Origin of the sequence: Psychromonas marina, from assembly GCF_030161115.1 — a bacterium.
GTDB lineage: Bacteria > Pseudomonadota > Gammaproteobacteria > Enterobacterales > Psychromonadaceae > Psychromonas > Psychromonas marina.
Map to the genome: position 1 here is coordinate 241099 of NZ_BSPQ01000002.1, position 25165 is coordinate 266263.

Annotated in this window: 22 protein-coding genes; 14 read left to right on the top strand and 8 right to left on the bottom strand. The window is 36.1% G+C overall.

Annotated elements, in window-relative coordinates; translation table 11 throughout:
* Positions 1-125 precede the first annotated feature (125 nt).
* From QQK09_RS05195 to QQK09_RS05235, 9 genes are all read left to right on the top strand, one after another.
* Positions 126-875 carry a tellurite resistance TerB family protein gene (locus QQK09_RS05195; protein ID WP_284203054.1) on the top strand — a complete coding sequence of 250 codons (750 nt, stop codon included), beginning with the start codon at positions 126-128 and terminating at the stop codon, positions 873-875.
* Positions 875-2881: a DEAD/DEAH box helicase family protein gene (locus QQK09_RS05200; RefSeq protein WP_284203055.1), complete on the top strand. Its 2007-nt coding sequence runs from the start codon at positions 875-877 to the stop codon at positions 2879-2881. The genes QQK09_RS05195 and QQK09_RS05200 overlap by 1 nt, the downstream gene beginning before the upstream one ends.
* On the top strand, positions 2878-3063 hold the full coding sequence (locus tag QQK09_RS05205) for a hypothetical protein (protein WP_284203056.1): 186 nt from the start codon (positions 2878-2880) through the stop codon (positions 3061-3063). Before QQK09_RS05200 ends, QQK09_RS05205 begins: the two co-directional genes overlap by 4 nt.
* Positions 3053-5089, top strand: coding sequence for an AAA family ATPase (locus QQK09_RS05210; RefSeq protein ID WP_284203057.1), 2037 nt, complete (start codon positions 3053-3055; stop codon positions 5087-5089). The genes QQK09_RS05205 and QQK09_RS05210 overlap by 11 nt, the downstream gene beginning before the upstream one ends.
* A complete protein-coding gene (locus QQK09_RS05215) occupies positions 5089-5526 on the top strand; it encodes a DNA phosphorothioation-associated protein 4 (RefSeq protein ID WP_284203058.1) in 438 nt (145 codons plus the stop codon). The genes QQK09_RS05210 and QQK09_RS05215 overlap by 1 nt, the downstream gene beginning before the upstream one ends.
* A 98-nt stretch (positions 5527-5624) precedes the next feature.
* Positions 5625-7403: an ATP-binding protein gene (locus tag QQK09_RS05220; RefSeq protein WP_284203059.1), complete on the top strand. Its 1779-nt coding sequence runs from the start codon at positions 5625-5627 to the stop codon at positions 7401-7403.
* 54 nt (positions 7404-7457) lie between these two features.
* Positions 7458-8024 carry a phosphorothioated DNA-binding restriction endonuclease family protein gene (locus QQK09_RS05225; RefSeq protein WP_284203060.1) on the top strand — a complete coding sequence of 189 codons (567 nt, stop codon included), beginning with the start codon at positions 7458-7460 and terminating at the stop codon, positions 8022-8024.
* A gap of 141 nt (positions 8025-8165) precedes the next feature.
* Positions 8166-9725, top strand: coding sequence for a ParB N-terminal domain-containing protein (locus QQK09_RS05230; RefSeq protein ID WP_284203061.1), 1560 nt, complete (start codon positions 8166-8168; stop codon positions 9723-9725).
* Positions 9722-10207: a hypothetical protein gene (locus tag QQK09_RS05235; protein ID WP_284203062.1), complete on the top strand. Its 486-nt coding sequence runs from the start codon at positions 9722-9724 to the stop codon at positions 10205-10207. Before QQK09_RS05230 ends, QQK09_RS05235 begins: the two co-directional genes overlap by 4 nt.
* 376 nt (positions 10208-10583) lie before the next feature.
* On the opposite strand, the gene dndE (QQK09_RS05240) is transcribed toward QQK09_RS05235, so the two are convergent.
* Positions 10584-10934, bottom strand: a complete 351-nt coding sequence (gene dndE, locus QQK09_RS05240; protein ID WP_284203063.1) for a DNA sulfur modification protein DndE — start codon at positions 10932-10934, stop codon at positions 10584-10586.
* 740 nt (positions 10935-11674) lie between these two features.
* Between dndE (QQK09_RS05240) and QQK09_RS05245 the strand changes: the two genes are divergently transcribed.
* Genes QQK09_RS05245 through QQK09_RS05260 form a run of 4 tightly spaced genes read left to right on the top strand, consistent with a single transcriptional unit; the run spans position 11675 to position 14392 of the window.
* Positions 11675-12004, top strand: coding sequence for a hypothetical protein (locus QQK09_RS05245; protein ID WP_284203064.1), 330 nt, complete (start codon positions 11675-11677; stop codon positions 12002-12004).
* A 1-nt stretch (position 12005) separates the two neighbouring features.
* Positions 12006-12383 carry a GIY-YIG nuclease family protein gene (locus QQK09_RS05250; protein ID WP_284203065.1) on the top strand — a complete coding sequence of 126 codons (378 nt, stop codon included), beginning with the start codon at positions 12006-12008 and terminating at the stop codon, positions 12381-12383.
* 3 nt (positions 12384-12386) lie between these two features.
* Positions 12387-13988, top strand: coding sequence for a DGQHR domain-containing protein (locus QQK09_RS05255; RefSeq protein ID WP_284203066.1), 1602 nt, complete (start codon positions 12387-12389; stop codon positions 13986-13988).
* 59 nt (positions 13989-14047) lie between these two features.
* Positions 14048-14392, top strand: a complete 345-nt coding sequence (locus tag QQK09_RS05260; protein WP_284203067.1) for a hypothetical protein — start codon at positions 14048-14050, stop codon at positions 14390-14392.
* 306 nt (positions 14393-14698) lie between these two features.
* Here QQK09_RS05260 and dndE (QQK09_RS05265) read toward each other — a convergent pair whose 3' ends face one another.
* From dndE (QQK09_RS05265) to QQK09_RS05295, 7 genes are all read right to left on the bottom strand, one after another.
* The gene (gene dndE, locus QQK09_RS05265; protein WP_284203068.1) at positions 14699-15049 is read right to left on the bottom strand and encodes a DNA sulfur modification protein DndE; all 351 of its coding nucleotides are present in this window, start codon (positions 15047-15049) and stop codon (positions 14699-14701) included.
* Between the two features lies 1 nt (position 15050).
* On the bottom strand, positions 15051-17057 hold the full coding sequence (gene dndD / locus QQK09_RS05270; RefSeq protein WP_284203069.1) for a DNA sulfur modification protein DndD: 2007 nt from the start codon (positions 17055-17057) through the stop codon (positions 15051-15053).
* 1 nt (position 17058) lies between these two features.
* Positions 17059-18825, bottom strand: a complete 1767-nt coding sequence (gene dndC, locus QQK09_RS05275; protein WP_284203070.1) for a DNA phosphorothioation system sulfurtransferase DndC — start codon at positions 18823-18825, stop codon at positions 17059-17061.
* Position 18826: 1 nt separating this feature from the next.
* Positions 18827-19918 carry a DNA sulfur modification protein DndB gene (gene dndB, locus QQK09_RS05280; protein ID WP_284203071.1) on the bottom strand — a complete coding sequence of 364 codons (1092 nt, stop codon included), beginning with the start codon at positions 19916-19918 and terminating at the stop codon, positions 18827-18829.
* 174 nt (positions 19919-20092) lie between these two features.
* Positions 20093-21118: an HNH endonuclease domain-containing protein gene (locus QQK09_RS05285; protein ID WP_284203072.1), complete on the bottom strand. Its 1026-nt coding sequence runs from the start codon at positions 21116-21118 to the stop codon at positions 20093-20095.
* A 159-nt stretch (positions 21119-21277) separates the two neighbouring features.
* Positions 21278-23314: a DNA phosphorothioation-associated putative methyltransferase gene (locus QQK09_RS05290; RefSeq protein WP_284203073.1), complete on the bottom strand. Its 2037-nt coding sequence runs from the start codon at positions 23312-23314 to the stop codon at positions 21278-21280.
* A gap of 11 nt (positions 23315-23325) precedes the next feature.
* Positions 23326-23646, bottom strand: coding sequence for a hypothetical protein (locus tag QQK09_RS05295; RefSeq protein ID WP_284203074.1), 321 nt, complete (start codon positions 23644-23646; stop codon positions 23326-23328).
* Positions 23647-24098: 452 nt separating this feature from the next.
* Between QQK09_RS05295 and QQK09_RS05300 the strand changes: the two genes are divergently transcribed.
* The gene (locus tag QQK09_RS05300) at positions 24099-25106 is read left to right on the top strand and encodes a YecA family protein (RefSeq protein ID WP_284203075.1); all 1008 of its coding nucleotides are present in this window, start codon (positions 24099-24101) and stop codon (positions 25104-25106) included.
* The last annotated feature ends 59 nt before the right edge of the window (positions 25107-25165 follow it).

Genomic DNA, 25165 nt, shown 5'->3' on the forward strand with positions numbered 1-25165 from the left:
AATTGTATGCAATTGATAATTTGTTGTGTAATATCAGGTGTTTACTATTACTTTATCTTGTGGTGCGTGTGTGATTTTATTTTGATTTTGATTTTTGATTGTGGGTGCATACCAAGGAGAAGCTAATGTTATTAGCAGAGATAAGTTCTCAAATTCAAAATGAAGGTTATTTTGTTGGGACTTGGGATTTAATAGATGAAGCTCAATTTATCGATATAGAAGTCTCGTCAGGACTTAATGAATTTGAAGACCTATTAACCAACTCAGGTTTAGAGTGTTTACCAAAAATTGTTAATGGATCTGTTGCTAATATTGAGAAGTCTTTAATTGCGGTCCCTATTGTTTTTTTTAATAAAATTGGGCGTTTAAATCACAAAAGTAATGATATAAAGTATGCTTTATTAGTTGGGAAAATAGCTGCAGTTATGGCTAAAGTTGATGGCCAAGTTACCCAAGAAGAAATAAGGCAAATTAGAAAAGATATTTATAAACTATCTTTCTTGAGTGAATCTGAAAAATACAAAGTCTTTATTCGCAGTATCTACGCATTGCAACAAAAATCGACTAAAGAAGATTTAATGCGAGATTTTTCAAAGTTATCACCTCGAGCCAAAAATCAAGCTTTAACTATCGCTAAAGATATTGCTATAGCAGATCACTACATAGATCGTAATGAAAGATTATTCTTGTATGAATTTTACCGCCTATCTGACCTTCCCACTAATACAGTTGCTAGAGACTTAAGGGCACATGCTAAAAATAAAAATGTAGCATTAGAGTCACGTAATAACTTAAAAGGTATAAACGAACCAGAATTTATTATTGATGTTGATGACTCTTTTGAACAAATGATTAATGAATTTGAGAATTTCTAATGACGTTTAAAAATCTTTCTATCCCACTTAATTTAACAACTGGTTATCAAAATCCTAACGATGATTTTTTTTCGCCAGTTTTATCGTGTGCTAAAACATTTGATGTCGGTGTCGGTTATTTCTCGTCAAACTGGCTTGCAGATGTCAAAAATGGTATTCACCAATTTGCATTAAATGAGGGGAGAAGTCGCTGGATTATCTCCCCTAACCTTAATGTGAAAGATGCGGAAGCGATGAATAAAGGGTTTGAAATTAAGTCTATTGATCAAATGCAAAATGAGTTAGAAAGCTTTGTTTTAGATGAGTTGGCATTAATGGATATAGATAGTCGTACTCTTTTAAGTAATTTGATTGTCGCGGGAGTTTTAGACTTTAAAATATCGTATCCATTAAGCGGTGGAAATAATCTATTTCATGCAAAAATGGGGATTGCTACCGACGTTGAAAATAACCAAATTGCATTCAATGGCTCTTTCAATTTAACCGGCAATGCTAAGAGTAATTGGGAATATATTGATGTATATGTTGATGAAACAACTAGAGAGCAACAACGTATTATTTCAATTCAAGATCGATTTAATACTTTATGGATTGGCGAAGACGCATTTTATCAAGTATTCACTCCTTCTAAAAAATTATTAGCAGGTATTGATAGCTTTTCAGATGCAAAGAAAAAAAATTATCCGAAGAAAAACGAAGGTACACATATTAATTTACGGCCTTACCAGCAAAAAGCGATGCAAAATTGGAGCGAAAATAAAGGCCATGGTATGTATGTAATGGCGACAGGTTCAGGCAAAACAATTACTGCCTTGGCAACAGTTCAAAAACTAAAAAATAAATTTATAAAGCAAAAACAACCTTTGTTTATTGTATTTGTATTGCCTCTGAAACATTTACTTGATCAATGGCATGATGAGGCTGCAGAATTTGGTTTTGAAGCGACAAAATGCTATGAAAAAAGCTTAAATTGGCGAGAGACTTTGTCTGAAAAATTATCACATCAATCAATCCACAAATCGGGTATTGTCAAAGCAATGGTTACCAATGCGACATTGGCGAGTGAAAATTTTCAGCGTTTATTACGTGGTGTGAAAGTACCCATCATGATTGTGGCTGATGAGGCTCATAATTTAGGTTCTCCTACTTATTTAGACGCATTACCGAAGAATGCAGAGTATCGTTTAGGGTTAACAGCCACACCATTTAGGCATAATGACGAAGAAGGTACTGAAGCATTGTTTGATTACTTCGGTGATGCTGTTTTTGAGTTCTCTTTAGAAGATGCGATAAATGCTGGTTATCTAGTTAAATATCGTTATTACCCATCTGTCTGTGAATTTAACTATGACGAATACCAAGACTATAAAGCTATTACAAAAAAACTTGAAAATGATGAACAGAGTAAATTGGAAGCAGAGAACGAGATGGACTTACTGTTAGGTGGTGCATCTAATAAGTTAATTATTCTTAGAAATCAATTAGAAGAACTACAAAAAAATAATCAGTTGCAACATACGTTAATATATTGTGGCTCTCATACTGATGATGAAGGTAGCCGTCAGATTGAAAAAGTATTAAGTATGTTAGGGCAAGAATTAGGCATAAAAACACGAAAATTTACAGCGACAGAGAGCTTAGAAGAAAGAAAGAATATTTTAGATAAATTTGCACGATGCGAACTTGATGCCATCGTAGCGATTAAATGTCTAGATGAAGGTGTTGATGTGCCTGCCACTAAACAAGCATTTGTTATCTCTTCAACCTCAAATCCAAGGGAGTTTATACAACGCCGAGGAAGAGTTCTAAGGCGCTCTCCTGGTAAAGAAGAGGCCGTAATTTACGATTTCATTGTCGTGCCCCCTAACGGTGAAGATGCGAATCCTGCACTTATTGAAAAAGAAGTTAGACGCGGCTTGGAATACAATTATCTGGCTGAAAACAGAAAAGAAAATGAAACCCTATTATTAAACCTTGCTGACATGCACGGAGTACAGTTGCAATGAAAACTCAAAAAGAAATTATTAACGGGCTCACTAAAGAAGAGCAACAGATTCTGCACAGTGTAATGACCATTGAGCAAACAAATTTATATATCTCAGACTTAAAGCAAAATAAATCAAAAGAAAAAGAAACAATTGAAAGTGTCGTTAAATTAATTGAAAAGGTAGTGAAGAGTGAAAATTAAAAAGATTACCATTAAGAACTTCCGACAGTTTTGGAAAGAAACGACACTCAATTTTGCTTGTTCTCCCAAGCAAAATGTTACCGTTATCCATGGGGCTAACGGAAGCGGGAAAACGTCTTTGTTAAATGCATTTAAGTGGTGTTTTTATGGGAAAACTGATTTTGATACTGGGACTGAGCATATTTTAAATGAAGCGTCAGTACATAATGCTAACACCGGTCAAATTGTTGAACTCAGCATCACTGTTAATTTTGAAGAAGATGGCTACAAATACGAAGTTATACGGAGTGCTAAATTTAGGAAGTTGCCGAATAATGAAGTCGAAGATCTAAAAACTATAGAGTTCAAAATAAATAAAACAGAACAAGATGGGCAGACCAAACCTATTACAACTCCAACTTCTGAAATTAATAAGGTATTACCTGAAAGTCTACACCCTTATTTTTTCTTTAATGGCGAACGAATAGAAAAGTTAGCCGGTGTAAATGAGAGTGGTCAAATAAAAGATGCAATCAAACGTTTGATGGGGCTTAAGCAAATAGAGCGTGCAGAACGACATCTGAAAAAAGCTTCTGAAAGTTTTCGTAAAATAAATGCAAAAACATCTGACCAACGCTATCAAACGTTATCTGGCGATGTGGCACAAATGGGTACTGATTTAGATAATTTCAATAAGAAATTGGCTGAGTTAAAACAAGATAAACAGGAAAAAGTAAAACGCAAAGATGACGTCGAGAAAAAGTTAGAAGGCTTTAAAGAATCCAAGCACTTTCAAGAACAACGTTCGTTACTCAATAATGAAAACGAAAGAATAGAGGATGATATTAAAAACAATGAACGCTTACGAAAAGAGCTTATAGATAAACATAGAGCTGTTGTTTTATCACAAACGTTAGTTGATAAGTGTGAAGCGCTAGTAGACCTTAATCGTAAAAAAGGATTATTGCCTTACAAGGTCAGAGCTCCATTTATTGACGATCTGATTGAACAAGATAGTTGTATTTGCGGTAGGCCAATTCATGGTGAAGGTGAGGTGCTTATAGCATTAACCAAAGCAAAAGAATCAGCAGGTAATGATGAATTAGATGAGGTATATTCGAGTGTCTCATCTTTAATTAAGAATCAACAAAATAATCTTTTAGATTATAAAAAAAATACAGAAGAATTATCAGAGCAGCAAAGTAAAAATCGTAAGACTAAAAAAGATAACGAAGATAAAATATCAGAACTTGGTCTGAAGATTGGGTCGATAAAGCATAATGAAATAAATGCGTTAGAAGACTTAAGTAAAGAATTAGGAAGAGAGTTAACAGCATTTAATAGGGATATTTACCATTTAGAAGAAAAAATTCCAGAATTAAATACGAAGCTTATTCAAGAAACAAAAACATTAGAAAAACTAGAAAAAAAACAAAAAGAGCATTCACTCGTTGTATGGAGGATTACAGCTGCAAATAATGTGGCGAAAGCATTTATAGAATTAAATGAAAGTTTTACTAATCAGGTAAGAGAAAATTTATCTGATCGAGTTAACAAAACCTTTAGTCAAATAATTAGAAAAGATGTAAGGGCGTTTATAGATAATGATTTTCAGTTAAAAATTGAAAAGCGATCTCAATATGGTGATATTGAAGCAAAAGAGCAATCGACAGGTGAAAAGCAAGTAACCAGTTTATCATTTATCTCGAGCATTATATCTTTAGCTAAAGAAAAACATGAGCAAGGCGGTAAGTTCTTCAAAGGAGGTTTGTACCCATTAGTCATGGACTCACCATTCGGCGCACTAGATGATGATTATCGCTTTAAAGTAGCTGAACGTGTTGCTAATCTTGCAGACCAAGTCATTATTTTCGTATCTAATTCTCAGTGGAATGGCACAGTGAAAAGCGCTTGTGCTGAACGTGTTGGTAACTCATATCGATTAATACATCATTCAACAACGGATGTGGCTAAAAACATTGAAGACAATGAATATTTACGTTATTCAGATGAAGGTTTCGAATTTTCAACTTTAGAGGAAGCATAATGGCTATTGAATCAAAACGTATCGATGATATTAGAGTTCGTCGACCTGAAGAGCATGAAGATTTACTCGAAATTTTAAAAAAAGAAAAGTTATTCCCATCAAATAAAAGCGCTCTAGTTTTTGCAGCATCCTTGGGGTACAAAAAGCAACAACGATACAAATTTTCAAAAAGTAGTGAGCCAATACCATTACGCATTTTTGATGATATTTCAGATATCCCATTTATTTATTCATTGGCATTAGCAGAAACAGATGATATTTCAATGATGGCAAAAGCTAATTTTAAAGAAGCGCTGTTAATATTTGAAGAGTATGCAAATGGAGGACTTGCTTATATTAAATCAGTGTTAGACCCTACCGCAGCGTTGACTTCTATTGAATCTATTATTGCAGAACCTGAAGAAGGCAGCACTGAAAATATGTTTGAAGATTGGTAAAGGTAAAGCGCAGTTTTAATTAGCAAAGAGTATAGATAAACGACCAACATTGATGTTAATTGTTTAATTTTAAATAAGAAAAATTACTGGAAATATAAATGTCACATAACATCATCCCTGCGTCACTGGCAATAAAATCAATGCGTGATAACGGTTATAAAACAGCTGCTCACGCAATCGCAGAATTGATCGATAACAGTATTCAAGCAAAAGCTAAAACAGTTCAACTTCTTTGTATCGATGGCTATACCGTCAATACAAAGCGCAAACTTCAACAGTTAGAAGAAATTGCCATTTTAGATGATGGCATTGGTATGAACCCTAAAATTTTGCAAGAAGCATTGCAATTTGGTGGTTCAAGCCATAAAGATGATCCCAATGGTATTGGTAAATTTGGAATGGGACTTCCTAATGCATCAATTTCTCAATGTAGAAGGGTCGATGTATGGAGTTGGAAAAATGGGAAAACATATAAAACATTTTTAGATGTTGATTTAATTGAGTCGGGTGATATTGAATCAGTACCAGTACCGGTAGAAGAAAAAATACCTTCAAAATGGTTAGAGGCAAGTAAAGCTTCTCAATCTAACACTGGTACGTTAATTGTTTGGTCAAAATTAGACCGTGTAAACTGGAAAACCAGTAAATCAATATATACGCATTCTGAGCGATTAGTAGGGCGGATGTATCGCCATTTCATCCAAGAAAATAGATGTGAAATATTGTTCAAGTCCTATGTAAAAAAAGTAGCCTTAACGATTACTATAGAGGAAGCGTTTAAAGCTAATGACCCACTATATTTGTTAAACAATACTTCGTTAAAAGAGCTACCAACGCCATATGAAAAAAATTGTTTGTTTAAGCAATTTGAACAGCCAGAAGAGATCGAGATTGATTTAGGTGAAGGCAAGTCATCGACAGTAACGATTACCTATTCACATGTAGATAAAGAATGTCACGGCAGTATTCGTTCACTTCCTGACATAAAAACAGAAGTAGGCGGGACTGAGTGGGGCAAGCACTGTGCCGATAATATTGGTATCTCTATTGTCCGTGCCAAACGAGAGTTAGAGCTAACTAAAATTCTTACAAATGGAAAACCACAAGAACGCTGGTGGGGAGTGGAAGTCGCCTTTGAACCTGCTTTGGATGAATTCTTTGGTGTCACTAATAATAAACAAGCTGCCGTAAATTTCGAAGATATTGATCTTAAAAAAGAAGCGCACTTAAATGGTTATGAAGATAACGAAATAGAGTTTCTGAAAGTATTCAAACAGGAAGATCCTTATCGTTGGTTTATGCATCAAATCGTTTCTGAGATAAAGCGAAATATTAAACACTTGCGTAAAGCAATGCCTAACGATAAACGCTTAGTCGGCTGTGTAAATGCGAAAACAGAAGTGTCTTATGCAGAAAAAGTATCTGATGCCGTTATTACCTCTCGTGTTGATGGGGGTTATAAAACTAAATCAGAAGAGCTTGCAACAAATACAAGTAAAGTAGATCAAATTTCTGAGCTGGCAAAAGAGTTTGAGTTTACAAGTAGTATCCCTCAAAAAGAAGCAAAACAAAAAGCAACTGAAACAATTGAAAATAACCAAAAATTGAAGTTCTTGGAAGCAAAATTAGATAGTCGCGCTTTTTTTGATGTTGCGGTTAAAGCGGGTGTGACTTTAGTGACTATCAATGAAGATCATGAGTTTTATGAGTTTTATAATAAGCTATCTGATGAACATCGTGAGTTATTGAAACTGTTACTTTCTTCATGGGCACGATGTGAAGGTGAGGCAATGGAGCGAGTGCGCCGAGATATGCAAGATATACGTGGCAATTGGGGAAGAATGCTTTCTGATTTCTTCTTCGATCTTAAATTATAAGATAATGATAATGTATAAATAAATGAGTGGTTCGGGGTTTGTGTAATGAGTAGTATGGAAATGTTAGATTTAGAAGAAAAGCTTTCTGGTATTAAACGTTGGAAGTTAGGCATAAAAACAGCAATACACAAACCCTTATTGATTTTATATGTACTTAATCAGTACAAGAATGGCCACCAACGATTATTTAACTTCCAGTATGAAGTTTATGATCAACTAAAGTTTTTGCTTGAGATATATGGTCAAAAAATAAAGAGTCAGCGACCTGAATATCCATTTTGGCGTTTACAAAAAGATGGCTTCTGGGAAGTTAAATTACAAGGAAATATTGTGCTTACCTCTAGTGGTGATGCACCTAAGAAGCAGCTTTTTGAAACGAAAGCTGAAGGAGGATTTAAAACTTCATTTTATGATAAGTTAATTAATAACAAACCTGCAATAGATCTATTATCTATTTCACTCATCAAAGACTATTTTCCACATTCTTTACACAATTCTTTAATTCAATATTTTGAACTGAATTTAACATCTATTTCAACTAATAAGGCATGTGAAAATGCGCCTGTTCCACAATACTACAGTGAGATAATCGAAGGGTTGTGTTCTGAGTTTGAAGTGTGACTGATTTCTCTTATTATTTATATCCTGCATGTCTATAGGTGGTATAAATATCAATTAGTTAGTGTATATTATATAAACTATAAACTATAAACTATAAACTATAAACTATAAACTATAAACTATTAATTATTTAGGTATTTTATGAAAATCCATGCATTACAAAAAAACATTGTATCTGGAAATCAAGAGTTTCCAATATATATAGGTTTTTTAACGGCACAAGAGCTTCTTTCTGTTGCAGAAGTTCCAAACTTCAAAGATGACACCCACAATATTGATATTGCATCAAATGTATTAGCTCCGCCTGTACAACAATGGCAAAGACCGTTAATAAAAGCCAATAAAGATAGAATTACGGCTACATTTAATGGTACTGGAGAATTCATGCCTAATCCTGTATTACTATCTGAGCGGTGTGTTGGAAACCCTCCTAAGATCCAAGTAGAGCAAATGAAAAGTGCAGCTGGCATTGCAACAGATATTATTGAGATAGACATACCATTGCCTTCTTCCCAAAAAGACTTTCCATTGTGGATAATTGATGGTCAACATAGGATAACAGGGTTAGGTGACTCTAAATGTGTACAAAGAGATAACCCGATACCTGTTGTTTTATTACTAAATAATGGTGGGCAGTTTTATAATGGCAGAAACCTTGCAAAAATTTTTGCACAAGTGACTACAGAAGCAACACCGTTAGCAAGCCTCCATAAAGAGTGGTTAACATTTGCCTTTCATCTGGATGGCTACACTAAGAATAGCCCAAGTCATAAATCAATGGAGGCAGTTGCAACACTTTGCAAGCAGTCTCTTAACAGTTTTACGAACAAACCAAATGGCTTCCATGATGATATAAGGTTTAATGATTTTTTACCAACCTCACCAAAATATTTAGGTCACCAATATGATTGTAAGTATCTTTCAAAACTTATATCTGATAATTATTACAGTGAGTCTATATTAACAAATGAGTTGAAGCCTGCTGAGCTTGCAAATCAAATATCAATGGCATTTGATGAACTAAAAAAATGCGTCAAGCTTCCTCAAGAAAAATCTGTTTTTTTTGGTACAGGAGATTACTGCCACAAAATTATGTGTGATGCATTTATTGTTGGTGTACTTTCGTATCTAGCCAATCGAAACTCAGCACCAGACTCTGATGAGTGGGAAGATTTATTATTAAGTCTAAACTTTAACACAACAGATTGGAATTTTTCCCAGTACGTGAAAAAAGGAACTCGGTGGGTTGAGAAATCTAAAAAATTAGCAATAGGTGTATTTAAAAGTATATTTGAACAAGGTAGCTTGCCGGCGAAAGTATATGATATATGGGACTATTTATCAGGAGATCAGTTGTTTATAGAAATTGAATCTAAACATATTAATCAAAATGGTAAAGCTATCCAAAAAAATAGCTCAACAACAAGGGTTGAAAGAGGGGCAAAGAAAACAATACCAATGGCTAGTAGAAAGTATTTTAAAATAACTAAAAAATCATTGAGTGCAATGCATTTTGTTATTGTTGATTCAAAAAGCAGTGTCGCAGATGCTATAAAATTTAAACCTACTGGCGAGTATTTAAAACTGCCCAAAGTTGATCTAAATAAACCTTCGCAGGACCCGTTATGTTTAACTATTAAATTTACGCTTTATGGTGGAAATGAAGAAGAAATAAATATTACATTACGTGATTGGAAATGAGATCAAGAATACAAGCTGCTGAAATTTATTTAAGTGCAGTACAAAAATCTCTAAATATTGGCTGGCTTGAGACTTTTACTCTGCCGAATAAAAGTCTTTTTGATAAACTTGCTTTATTACATCCTCAACATTTGGAAGAAATAGACTTACCTTGCCATCTTAGTAAGCTCAAAGTTCAAGAAAAAATCCAAGGGAAAAGAGGGTTTCCGAGTAATAACCAAAATGAAAGCTGTAACTCTAAGTTGATATGGGGGTATACCTGTAGTTTACCAGGGAAAATGCAACAGGATCATTTGTTCCCATATTCACTAGGAGGACCCACAATTGGTGCAAATAGAATTTCATTATGTAGCTATCATAATATGGTTAAAAGCTCTGACATTCACTCTTATCCTTGGGAAGATCTAATGAATAAACCTGGTTTATGGTTAGACGCTCAAGTTGAAAGATTATATAAAGATATATTTCAATTATATGGATAAATAATCTTTTCTTCTGTCTGCGTATAACTATGTAGTTATAAATGTAAATTGGTGCGGTTTCGGCACACAAATGGGAAAACGCATTAAAGCCTAATAACTACTTTTAATTAGCTAAGGTATCTGACTTAGGTCATATAAAAAAATCAAGTAGCTTTTTATGATTTCTCAATGAAGCAATCCCATCTTCCACATGTGCAGCCCTGGCTGCCATTTTTTCAGGGTAAGTTAGTTTAAGCGTTAACTCTGTCACTAGTTGTGTTTCGCCTAACCACGTCAGTTATATAGAGCATTAAAAGAATTATGTTAATGCTCTATATAATATCAAAATCAAGGTGATTAGTTGCTAATGACCTTCCCGTATAAATAAATTAAGTGCCTATAATGCATTTGTAAAGCTGGCTATGTTTTTATGATTCCTCAAAGAAGCAATGCCATCTTCCACATGTGCCGCCCAGGCTGCCATTTTCTCTTTTTCATTAAGATCAGGATAAGTCAGTTTAAGTGTCAACTCTGTCACTAACTGTGTATCACCTAACCACGTCACTTTATCTAATACCAAGCTTCCATCTAACTTTTTCGCCGATTCTGCTGAGTACCTAAAATCAGACTCTATAGAGCGATAAAAAGCGATACGTGAAGATACGTTTGGTGAAATCCCTGTAAACTGTTTTAGTTTTTTTAACTGCTCTTCGGTTGTTCTGTTTAGGTTCATTCGGTTGGGTAGCATCTTAATTTACCTCCAGTGCAGTGTTTTTGTTTTCTTCCCAGAAATAACGTTCTTTCAGCTTCGATGATTTGGTTGCGCCATCAAATTGAATTTCAAAGGCATGAGATATTTCATCTTTAAAGTGCTTGTTATTAAAATAGCTTTCATCAATTTCAGTATCAGTTGATAAGATAATTACCTGATGGCTTGCCGCTGGGAAGTAATGTTCAATGGGTTTGTCTCGGTGTTTTGAATCTAATCGATTGAAAACTTCATTTATGATTAGTTAATTAATAACAAACCTGCAATAGATCTATTATCTATTTCACTCATCAAAGACTATTTTCCACAATCATTGCAATCTTCTCTAGTTATATACTTTGAATTGAATTTGACGCCTACCACAAGCAATAAATTATATGGAAACATTCCTGTCTCGCAATACTACAGTGAGTTATTAGAAGAGCTTTTTTCTGAGTTTGTAATGTAATTATTTTAAGGCGTTATATTTTTTGAATTGACAAGCAGTTGTTAATTTAAAAACATACCAACAAATAACACTCTATTCGCATTTGTTTTTAAAAACATTAAGATTAATGCTTGACATTAATTACCTTGGAGCTATTATGTATTTAAGAACTGAGGTTTGTTTTTAAAAACAAACCTCAGTTTGCAAATACAGGATGTACTGCAATGTACTCGAATTTTTATTATGAGGAACGGCTACCAACTGGACTCATAAAGTATAACGAGGTAATAAAATGGGAATATTTAATATCACTAGTTTTACAAACAACTTAATTCTGCCACATGATGGAGAGTTAGGTCAAATTTTAAATGAGCTTTGTTATGAGGGTATGAGCAATAACAATGCTATCTATCAAAACCTAGAAGCAGCATATGATGAGTGTTACTTTCAAGTAATAGAGTCAGATATGTTTGATGATGTAGAAGACTTTTCTTACGAACTAAGGTCAAAACTATTAACCAGTATCGTGGAATTCCTTTCTGAATTTCCATCAAAACGGATTTTGAGTGCATTGGAGGTTAGAGGGTTAGTTGTCGCAATTATTTCTAACGTGGCTAATTAGCATGGTAAGTATTGCGAGTAATAATGAGATTGAATGTCTTCAATGGGTTAAGTACGGTAGCTTGACAAGTGCCGCACTAATGTCTCCTACGAAACCGGGGGTTTATGCTTTATGTATAAACCGTAAGGTATATGGGCTATCAATCTCTGTCGATTGGGGGTATATAGGCCGAAGTGACAAGTTAAATCGAAGATTAACTGAACATTTACCTAAAAATGAAAAAAACGACTTATTGAAAAAATGGATTTTTAGTCATTATAACAATATTGAAGTTTGGGTTGCTACTACGGCAACAAAAAAGCAATCGAGGTTAGCAGAAAAAGAGCTAGTTAGAGAATTGAATCCAACTATAAATAAAATTAAATTTACCGAGGAGTAGAGAATGAGCATAACTAATATTGTACTTAAAGAGCGAGATAAAGAAGAAATAGATACGTTAAGAACTCTCATGAAAAGACACGCATTTCATAGCGATAGCATGCTTGTTCAAAAGATGATAATGGGGGGAACTGAATCATTTATTGGAGCTGTTGATCTTGAATGGTTTGGGAATAAAGTTAACTTTGCTAGAGAGTTACCTCTTTTTAGACGCAAACTCGATCCTGAAACAAATGAAATTATTAAGGATAAAGACACCATAGATGAAGTGCTTCAAAGACCGTTAGATTTTACCCGCGAGTCATCATTAGCGCAATATCTTATTGGAAAGCCTGGGCACAAATTCCCTGCTGTATTGGTGGTTATCTCTGAGAAGTGGGTTGATGACCCTTCATCAGATAATTGGGATGAAGAGGGGAGAGCTAAGATCAGTAGTGCAACATTTACCCCGTTAGACGAAAATGACCACTACGGTTTATTAGATGTATCAAAAAAAGATACAGACAAAGATATTTCACTATATGCATTAGATGGACAGCATCGGCTTTTAGGTGTTAAAGGATTATTGTTACTAATTAAGGAGGGAAAATTACAATTAAGGGATAAAAAGGGAGCTTACCTTGTTAATAGTGTATTAGAACGTGAGACCTTAGAGGAAATATATCAAGTAACAGAAGAAGAAATTAAAGCTCTTGCTTCAGAAAAAATGGGCATTGAATTTATATCAGCTGTTGTCAAAGGTGAAACTCGTGAACAGTCTAAGCGAAGAGTAAGATCAATATTTGTTCATGTAAATAAAATGGCAGCTAGCCTTACGCAAGGACAACTGAACCAGCTTGATGAAGACAATGGTTTTGCTTTAGTGGCAAAGTATGTATCAGTTCATCATGAATACTTAGCAAAACCTAAAGTTGTAAATATGGATAACAATACAATTAGCGGCCGAAGTGTTAATTTCACAACTCTGCAAACAATAAAGGATATGGCTGAAGGTTACTTAGGTCATAAATTTCCCTTCTGGGGGGAGTCAATTAAAGGAGTGGTTCCTATTAGGCCAAGTGATGATGAACTTGAAGTTGGTAAAAGCGAGGTTAATAACTTAATTGATAGCTTATTAACCTTACCAAATGTCGAGCGTGCGGTGCAGGGGACTAGTTCAGTCCAATTAAGAAAATTTACATATGAGGAAGTATCTAAATCTTCAGAACTCTATGGTGAAGGCCATTTATTTTTTCGCCCTGTCGGCCAGCAAATATTTGCGGCGACAATAGGTGGCATCATGTCTAAAGGCTCAACGCAGAGTTTAGACGACTTAATACATAAAATTCAAAAACTGGATGAAGGAGGCTTCTTTAGTGCAATTGATAAGCCACATTCTGTCTGGTATGGCGTTATCTATGAACCTATTAAGAAGAAAATGCTTGTTTCAGGTAAAAAATTAGCAATAAGGCTACTTGCTTATGTGCTAGATGGTGGCTTGGTTGATAAATCTAGAAAAGAGCTACAATCAGATTTTGCCGCAGCTAGAACTATTGATGGGGAGACAATTGATTATGATGGTCAATTGGTCTTACCATCTAGGCTAAAATTGCCGAACCCACAATAATAAGCCTTATAATTGTAAAGCCGGCCACTAATAATGTAGCCCGCTTAAAAGGAAAAAATATGACAAAGTTATCAAAAAAAACTGTGTGCTCACCCTTCGATGCGGTCATAATTGTTGGCTGTAATAATGGCACTCCTCAAGATGGAATCAATACTATTGATTGTTCTGAGGGGATGAGGTGTTATCTTAAAGATAAAGTTGATTGGCGAATTTTAGATGGATCTAAGTTTTTTTGTTTAGAAGACTTACAAGCCCTAAGAAAACATTTACAAACAAGTACCGAGCTGGTTCAAATTAGCTTACCTTTAGCCTCTCACATATTTAAAAACTTTAGTATTGGATGTTATTTTCCTGAAAATGTAACTGTTGACCTTTCTGAATATCCAAATATTGAAGCTCTGTAGTGTTATTAATCTAGGGGGAGTCTTCCCCTACTTTTTTCTCAAGTGTGCATGGTAATTGTAAAAGATTAGTACTCTCTTATCAAAAGTGAGTTGATAGACCATGCTGTAACAGCTTGAATTAAAGACCAGCTTATTTTTTAAAATGCGTCTAAATAGAACTAGCAAGCTGTAGTGGCTACTGGATCTGTCATCATGTCTAATGCACTTCTAAATATTCTAAGGCGTGGCTTTTGTTTTTAAACAATAAGCCACTAGCCCTATTTTAACTAGTGATTCAATGCGTTAGCATATTCACAAATGAAGTAATTATAATGCATTTGTAATGCTTGCAATGTTCTTATGATTCCTCAAAGAAGCAATCCCATCTTCTACATGTGCTGCCCAAGCTGCCATTTTCTCTCTTTCATTAAAATCTGGATAAGCCAGTTTTAGTGTCAACTCCGTCACTAGCTGCGTATCACCTAACCACGTCACTTTATCTAATACCAAACTGCCATCTAGCTTTTTAGCACTTGTCGCTGAGTACCTAAAATCAGATTCAATCGAGCGGTAAAACGCGATACGTGACGATACATTCGGTGAAATGCCTGTAAACTGCTTTAGTTTTTTTAACTGCTCTTCAGTGGTTCTATTTAAGTTCATTCGGTTGGGTAGCATCTTAATTTACCTCCAATGTAGCTTTACTATTTTGTTCCCAGAAATAACCTTCTTTCAGGCTTGATGATTTGGTTGCACCATCAAACTGAATTTCAAAGGCATGAGAAATTTCATCTTTAAAGCATTTGTTATTAAAGTAGCTTTCATCAATTTCTGTATCAGTTGATAAGATAATTACCTGATGGCTTGCCTCTGGGAAATAATGTTCAATGAGTTTGTCTCGGTGTTTTGAATCTAATCGACCTAATGGTGTATCGATAATAATCGGTAGTTTCTTACCCGATGTTTTACCTAACGCTTCAAGAATAGCAATCGCGTAAATTTGTTTTTCACCCGCTGAGAGCGCTTTACGGCTTATTGCATGCTCTTTGTCATCAATCAGCTCTACATCAAAGGTAGTGGTATTAATGCGTGCAGAAAGCTTTAAATCGTCTTTTCTAGCTAGTTTTTGATAGCTTTTAATAAATTCAGTTTCTAGCTGTTTAACACGTACCGCAGTGAGTTGCTCGCTAAAGTCAGATAGCATGATATGTGCATTTTGTGCATTGACGAGAGACGTTTCGGCATTAAAAGCGACTTTATGTTTATCGTGTAATTTTTGAATCTTACGCGCTAAATCAATCGCCTCACGGTACTGTTTTTTTGCCGCTTCTGTTTTCTCTTTATGCTCTAGAATTGCTTTAGTACGTTTTGTTGTTAACGCTTTAACATTATTCAGTTGTGTTTCAAGCTGCTCTTGCTCTGGTGCACGCGCGATATTGACAGAGAGAGCTGCAATTAGCTCTTCAACTTCTGATAAACGTGTTCGTGCATTATCAAACCGTTTAAAAGATGCAGGAGATTGTACGTTGATTTTAGACTCAATAAGACTTAACTCACGGTCTGAAATGTCGAGTTTAATCTCGGTGTTTTTTTGATTTGATTCCCGTTCACCTAAACTGTTTTCAATGGCTTTAATCGCGGCTGTTGCATCGCCCAACTCAGCAGTTAATTTCCAACTTAGCTCTGTCATAAACACTGTGAGCTCTTTGTTAAAACTATTTGTTTGCTTAGCCGCCTTTTCTTCACTTAATTGGGTTAGCAATTTTTTTAATGTATTAGGTGCAAATGAAAAAGGTAAGTCGCCTTCAATTTCGCTACGCAACAGTTTTTCAAGTTCTTTTCGCTCCGCATCTAATGTAAGCTGTTTCACTTTTTCTTGCTCACGGCTACTTGCCCAAGCACCACCGCGAGAAGATAGCTCGATTTCCGCATTATCAATTTCTTTAGCAACGAGATCGATTTTTGCTCGGCTTAATGAGGCCTCATTGGTTAATGCGATCGCTTCATGTTCTGCGTCTAATCGCGCTTTATCTAATTTCTCAATTTGAATTCGGATATTCGCTGGCATGGCAGCCGCATCATGTCGCTTTAAGTAAATAGCTAAGTCATTGCGTAGGCGTTCAACGATATCAATACCGAGTAAGCGTCTAACCGCTGTTTGTAATACTTGGCCTGATTCGTCTTCAGCTAAATCGGCAATTTTTTCTCCGTCAAAAAAGAATAGGTCAGCGATACCTGTTGGAATAAGCTCTGTTAAGAAACTTTGGCATTGGTCGTAACTAAGCTGTGTCAGTTCTGCGTCGTTTTGTTTTAGGGTCAATTTGTCGCGTTTACCACGCTCCCATGCCCTTGTAACTTTGTACTCACTCTCAATGCCGTTATGGCTGTGGGTGAATACCAACTCAATCGAGGACTTTTTATCAGAAATACCTACACCATTATGAATTAATGCATCCAGTTCTTTTTGGTATTCTGGTGTTGATAGGCCTCGGCCAAAAGCAATACGGCCGTATAGTGCGACACGTACAGCACTTAAAATAGACGTTTTACCTGCGCCATTTAAACCACCAAATAAGATGATTGGACTAGCACTGTTCGCTTTTTTTTCAGTACGAGGTGCTAAATCAATTTCATGTACGCCACGAAATACACGGAAGTTATTGACGATGAGGTTTTTGATTATCATGTTATATCTCCACCTTGCTTTGTTGTTCTAATTTAGCAAGCTCTACTTCATATTGCTGAATCTGATCTTTATGAATATCAAAATCAGATTTACTTTGTAGGTTATTATGCTTTTCTTTTATCTCTTCTAGCGTACCCCAGTCTCGTTTAAGAAGACTGCCAATTTTATCAAAAACACCAGTACGGCGACTTAGCCCTTCTAAGGAAATCTCTAAATCAAGTAGCTTTTGGATCATCTCTGCAGAGACATCATGTTGCTCACCTAACTCATGAAGAATTTGAGCTTCTACAGCACCAAAATTGTTATTATCATTGATGACCCAATTGAGAGCTTTGCCGTATACATTATGATAAATAGTAGGTAGTGAGTCTGCCCAATCTGGTTCATTCGGGTCGTTTAACCACTCTTGGCGAATTGCATGCAGTTCAGGTTTAGTTATTAAAGTAACTTTATATCCATCTTCATTGAATTTTTTTTCATGGGTGAGTAGATGCTCTAGCCATTCTTTACGGAATTTCATCATGTAGGGGCCTGGTACATGAGCACGATCTATTGTCAGTGCTTCATCACTTTTAGCGCGTTGGTAGCTAACTTGACCCGTACGTCTTTTGAAATTTCGATATTTAGATTTATTCTCTGGAATACCGGTTTCGGCAAGCATGTTGCGAAAATCCAATAATGGTTGCATCCATTCTTCACCATTTTTAATCAGGCTTTCCATCGCGCGGTCTTTGGTGACCACGGTACAAGTCCAACACCCAAAACGTGAGTTACCACATGAAGGGGTACTGTCATCAATTACCATCGGGCATTCGCCTTGGTCTGATGAATCTTTGTATAAATTCCACAGGGTCATATTTTTTGAGCCCCACGGGTTTTCCCATTCTAGGTCATATTTGTTTGACCATTTTTTACCAATACCCATTGGTGAAATTGTCACATCTAAACTACAAGCACGCAATATTTTCCATACATCATCCATGCTCCAAGTATCAATTGGGGTGTAGATAAATGCATTTGCTAAAGTTGTATGACGAGCTAAGCGAGTATTTTCTATTTTGTGTTTCGCGATAACTTGCGCACGTGATGCACTTTCTTGACTTCGAGATCCTAAGATAACAATCACTTCATCGTGTTGAGCCACTTTATCTTTAATAAAGTCACTCACAGGATCAATTTTCATTCGCTCTGTACACCAACGAAAGCTTTGTGTCGGGGCAGGGTAGCCTTTACCCAACAAACAAGCCCAGAATGTTTTATCTGGTTTAGGTAATACCTTATGTGTAGTGATAGGTAAGTTGTCGCGTCGAGCTTGATTACCAATATTCTCTAACGATTTATTAACATGATCAATAACCAGTGGTGTCTCAACTAAGGTGTCAGATGCAACCACGAAAATATTTTTAGTCCGTTTATTTTCATCGAGTGCTAATAGTGCTAGATAGATTAAGGTAACGACTGCAGAGGAGTCTTTACCACCACTATAACCAATTACCCAAGGGCGGTTATCGGCACAATAAACTGTTTGTACATCATTGATAAAATGCTTAAGTGTAAACCCTTCGTGGTTTTGCTCTTCACGTAATAGGTCTCGACACAGGTTGGCGCTCACTGCATTTTTGAGTTCGTCATCAAGCGCACTGTATTGATTTAGTTGCTCTGGTAATGTTTTATGATTGTTGTAGCGTTGAAAACCAGCAAAAAACTCGTTCTCAATATAATCTACTTGCTCTTCATCTAGGCCATCGGCTCTGAATAAGTCTGCCATGTTAGGCCTCTGCTTCTGTTATGTGTTTATTTTCTAAGGTGCGCTCATCGGGCGTTAACGCCAACCCCAATGCCATTTTTAACGCATTGGTTGTGAGCATAATATTGGTTGAGGCTTTACTAAGTCTGCCATGTAGCATACTACGTTGGGCCCACTGCGGATTAGACTTACGCCAATCTACATTTTTGAGTTGCTTAATCGCTTCTTTCCAATCATTTGGTTTGGCTGTTAATAAAGCACAACCTAATGATCCGAGTGCGTGTAAACCGACACCATGTGCATGGATATATTCTTGGCGAAATTGAGAGGGTGACAGCTCTTTATTTAATATCATTTGCCACTCTGGTGTTGCTTGAAATACGGTTTGCCAATATTCATTTGATAGTATTTTTTCTTCTTCTGAGAAGCCTTCTTTCATGCCTTTACCCAGTAGTGCGCGATTCGCTTGTTTTAAACTACTTAGGGTAAATAATTTACTACTTTTAGAGCTGATGCTGGACTTTTCCATCTCGGTAAAACCAACAAAAGGCTTGATATGTTTAGCTTGGTAACGAGCAAGTTCTGAACTTTCATCGCGAAGGTCGTATAACGCGCCAAGAGAAGGGCTGGGTTTAATTGCGTATTTATTTAAGTCTGCAAACATTTGCTGGCTTCGCTCTAAGCCTTCATCGACAAAAAATAGTACTGCGATATTGTCGTGGCCTAATTCAGGTTTTTCTTTTAACGCAGCTTCTATTGCAGCACGTCTATGCTGACCATCATTGATAAGGATTTGTGCATCCATAGGCACGCTTAATGTACCAAGCCCTGAAATGCCAGATTCAGTAAAGGTAACCGTTGAAGCGACTGAAACGGTTAATGCAGAAAAAACGTAATCTTTGGGGTTTTCGATTAAGTAACGCACCATTTCAGGAATACGGGATTTATTTAAGGTACGTTGTGCACGCAGTTCTGGCGGTACTTCATCTTCATCGAATACGAATATCTTGGGAATAGTACTAAGGGGGCAGGTTGCAATATAGAAAGGTTTGCCTGCTTGCATACCACTTACTGCTGGGAATGAAAAACAGTATCCATCTTGAGAATTATTCATAATACACCTTTTACGTTAAGTTTGACGTAATAATAAGTATAGTTTGTTACCCTTAACGTGCCTGAATTTGCTTAGACGTTATTGGAATAACAGAAAAGATTGGTATTCTATAAAATTATAGCCTGAATAGCATTAACTAGGGCATCAAATATAGATAAAAATAAATCTAAAACGTCAAGTGGTTGCGTGGTGTGTTTTTATACAAGTGTTGGTGTGTTGTTTAGGTCTTTTCCAGATCCAGCTTGTCTGAAAGCCTTGAAGTGCTGCTGAATCAATGAGTGTTTCAAGCATGCGAGTGAAGCGTTCTTTAAACACTGAGTGATTAAATAAATCACTTTCAGAACATTGTAAAACGAGAATGTAATCGTCAATTATTTTTTCTTTTTGTAACTTATTTGCAAGTATTATTGCTCTGTAATGTGCATCTACATATTGATCCACCGTTTTACCTTTAGCTGGCAAGTGGTTACTCTTAGATGAATTTACAGCGTCTAATATTGGCAATAAATTCCAGTACTGATTATGTGCTACATATGTCCAAGGGATGAAGTGGTCTAGTTCATAATTCTGTGTTGTTAAATTTGCATTACTAAAAATACAGGCCATGCTCTCTTGCTTCAAAAGTTCATTCCAAAATGCTCTTTGGTTCGTCAGTGCTTCTCTTTTACTAGGTAAGCAAAGTTTATTGCTGATTGCTGGAGAGTTTGGGTTTTTAGTTTGTAGATATTGTAACCAGTTTAATTCGACCCAGCTTTTTATAATGATTAAATTATTATTCAAATACTCAAACCACTCTGGATGCAATGTGAGTTTTAATGATTTTTTATTTGTGCATTGTTCAATTTTATATAGTGGCTTATCGGTTTGAAAGCGTGTTATGGATAGCTCTGCAGTGATAGCGTTCTTTTTCTGATCTGGCTTACCTTTTAGCTCGTTATGAAAAAAAGGTTGTAATAAGCGATAAGGTACATATGTCAGTAATTGGTTGTTAACATCATCTGTTAAAACTTGTTTAACCTCTGAAAACACTTTTAAATAAGGTGAACCTTTACTGTTCGCAATATTCACTTGAGTAAGATTAAGTGAAGCCAGTGTATTTAAAATCATGTCCTGAGAGCCAAGGTTAAGCTTAAAATGAACCGCAGGAAACCATGCATGCGTTAGCATATTGCAGACTAGATTTTGTGAATTAATTTCCACCGTTCTATCTGTTTCTAGTGTTGTTAATAATGCACGAAAGAATACTAGTTTGTATGAGTTTGTTGTATGTTTAAAAATACGACTAAATGCTTGGATATCAAGAGAACTTGATGAGGGTAATATGTGGGCATTATCTATTTGCATTGAATGTATCCAAGTCTAATTTGATTTTAAAGTGTAACCACTTTGGTGTTTGTTTTCTTTATGTAATTTAAAATCATACTCGGTTCTTGACAGTAGTACATCGTTACCGTTCTCGTAGCCTAATAATTTTGCTAAACGTCTATCAAAACTAATTTGTTTTTTGTAATTAGCGAAACTCTCATCAAGATAAGCCCCCTTGTTAAGCAGTGGTGGTCTTCTGTTTTCGTTTACGTAATCAAAGAAGTCGATATCTTGCTCTGCCATTTTTATTTTGATGCGCTCTCTTAGGAAAGGGACTGCTTTATTTTCAAAATCGTCGTAACCTGTGAGTGTCACTTTTCCTGACGTGATATGGATTTTAACTAAATCGATATCGTCATCTATCTCGCCGTACATCTGCAGGGCAGCATTTACATATATTCTTAGTAATAAAGGTAGCTCTGATAAAAACTTCTTATGTAGTAAAAGAGAGTGGCCTTTATTGAGCACACTTGCAGGAAGTGCTTGGTGTGCTTTTATGCATTGCGGCTCTATTAATTCCACATCTGAAATAGCAAAAAGTAGTTCTTTGGCTAGGTTAAGTGCTGTTTTGTATTCCCCAAATAGGGCTTTTATATCTCGTTTTAAGTTTTCTGGTTGTTGAGTATAAGGTTTACGCTTTTCAAATAGGCTCATCGCAAAGTAGGCAAGTAAGTCCTCTTTACGTTTGTTTTGTGCTTGTTCAAACTCTGAAGTGTCATAAAGTTCGGCAAGTAGCGCAAAGGTTTTTTTAAATGCACCAGTAAGGCTCTTAATTTGTTCTGCTTGTTCAAATTCCTCATTGGCAGGTATACGTCCTAGTGCTAAACAGGTTTGCCAAAAATCGTTATAAAGCGACTCATTTTGTGTAATAAGCAATTTGGCTTTATCTTTTTGTAGTACGCGGGTATTGGTTGGCTCAGGTGAGGAGAGCTGTTTCCAACTACTATGGCGTTTATAACGTTTTTGTAAGTAATGTTGCTCTGCTATTTTATCTTTGAATATGTAAAAGATGCCGGGGGCAACTGTTACTACTACTTCGTCTAAATGGCGTTCGATATAGCTTTTAATTTCACTTTGTGCGTAATATTTTTGAAAGGTATTACGTGAAGTAATAACGCCATCTTTGTAGGGGGTGAATTGGCTGATATAGCTCTCGTTGGCAAGCATTACCGATACGATTAAAAACTGCTCGGCTAACTCCCATGCACCTAATAGTGCTTCTAATCGTTCATCTTGGTCTTCAATGACGTTAAGAACAAACCCTATGTTTACAATGTCTGAGGTAACTTTATCGTTATCGGGCTGAAATTTTGGATCCCATCCTATCGCATCTAACCCGTGTGCCTGTAGTTCACGCAGATCATCACCACGCCCGCAACCGTAATCAAAGATGCTGTAATCGCCTTCTAAAAAACCACTTTTGGCGAGTGTTTTCATTGGTGCAGATAAATCATGGCGCACGATCGCTGTTTTATGGCGGTCAATGCTGTTTTCGTTTGTCGCTTCCATCACGGCAGAGCTGCGAAATAGTCGTCCATCGACGAGTTCATAACCATGACGAGTTATTAAGTTTAACCAAGATTGTTTAAAGCCAATCAAACGCGTGTTCTCATATAATCCTGCATTTTCACCCTCTGATGTGAGTTGTGTGAAATGCTCATAATACGTATTGTCAGTTAATACCATGGTTTCTTTTCGGTGTAGAATCGGTGGGTTTTCTGACTTGGCGTACTCTGTAATGCGATGAGATAACTTACTTAAATCTACGTTAATGCTTTTCTTTAAAGCGGGGTATGAATCTTGATAAAAGTCTGGATAGTGAAGCAGTGATAAACGAAAGTCTTTCTTGAATAATTTTACTAAATTCCACTCATCTTCTTCGATATTAAGTGCTTTAGCGACTGCAGGAATAAAACCTTTGAGTGTTTTAGGCAGTGCGCTGAATGCATCTTTGTGTAGGTAAACGGCATCGGGTAACTGTTTGCCGACTTTTATCTCTTTAACCAATTTTGTAAACAGTTGTACATCCATGTTTTACCTACTTAAATTGAGTTTTGTAGTAAAGTTAGTGCTTTTTCACCCGTCGCGCCTTTGCCGACATTTCGCTTTCCATTTTCATCTCGCTGTTTAACGTGTAAGTAACGTTTATGTTCAGGGTCAAAGGTAATGTGAATAGGGCGATCACTTCTATAAAAATAACACCTATCAAAAGGTAACTCATTGATCACATACTCTGCAATGATGTACATCTGGTTCTCGTAACCCTCAACAAAAATATCACAGGCAGCACCATCTCGTTTGCAAATGCGATTACTCATGCTGTTTAACTCAAAAGCTGCATGTTGATCTAATTCAGGGGCCATATCACCGGGGCTGTTCATTTTAATGTATTTAAGCAATTCAAACGAGGTGAAACCGTAGGTGATAGTGATTTTACCAAATCGTTTTTCAATCGGCTCAAGTAGGTTAGCGCAAAGTTGTTGTAGTACTATTTGTGATTCACTTTGAATAGGTTGATTTTACCTTGGTATTCATTGTGCTTGTGTTAATACCAGTTGAGTAGTTTATTGAACATTTGAATCCTTATGAGAAAGGCCGTAAATGATTACGGCCTTTAATAATCTAAATAGATTCAAATGCTTTTGCAAAACGTTATTGTGCTTTATGGAAGCGAATGCGCTCTTTGTCTGTTGGGACCAGCTCATTGTTAGTGTTTATAGGCTTTTATAAGCGAACAAAAGCCGTTAGCATAGTGTGTTTTGCAATAATGCTGTTTTTAATCTAAAAATTAACCAGATAGTAGGCAATATTTGATATGAAAGTAAAAGTGAATGCCCCTTGCCCGTGCGGCAGTGGTAAGAAATATAAAAAATTTTGTATGAACAGTGGTGCTGTTATACAGCAAAACATCGCGCAAGTACTGCAAAATACGCTGCTAATGCACCCTGATTTATCGGCGGATGATTTGCAGGTTGTTTTAGACCATAAAGTGAAACGACACAATGAACAGAGTATTGAGGACTTTTGTGGTTTATCGGCTGAAATAATGCACAGTTGGATAAATGCTAAGTGCAATGAGGCGCTTAATGTGCGTTTTAATGCACCGCAGTGCGATACCTTTCACGCACCTATATTGGCTTATGTTGAGGTGGTTGTTACTGACATTATTGAAAATGGTGGCAAGCTTAAGGCGACACCAAAGGGCAACTTACCCACTAAAACAGTTAAAAAAGCGGCCGCACTGTTGCCTCATTTAGTGGTGGCTAAATATGAAAAAACGCTAAGTATCAGCGAGTTTTCTGGCGGCACGGAAGATAAGTTTAACGCCATGCATGTTACCCATATTTTATTACAGCAATCTGGTTTTATTAAGTTGCAAAAAGGTGTTTTTAGTCTCACTAAAAAGGGGGAAACGCTTTATCAATCACAGGGGCTTCATGCGTTTTTTGTTCCTCTGCTTCACTATTATATTGATGAATATAATTGGGGCTACTTAGACGGTTATTCTGATGATGCGATGATTTCAATGTGTTGGGCTTTTAGTTTTTGGCGTTTACAGCAACATGGTAACGTGGAACAGTTAGGTAAAGAGATTAATACAGCGTTTCCATGGTTGGCAAAAGAGCTACCGCACTGTGAATATTCTCCTCAAGAACAGCAATTGCAATCGATTATCGAAGTGCGTTTGATTAATCGTTTTATGACCTTATTTGGCTTTACGCTCATTGCCCCTTTTCGTTATCAAAACGGTAAAAAACTGCCTTTAAAATTGGAGTTACAACCTCTATTTACGCAGGTAGTTCAATTTGATGGATTGCCCTAGCTTGGTTTTTATCGCGAGAGTAAAATTGCACGAGACACGCATATAATAAGTTTTCATCA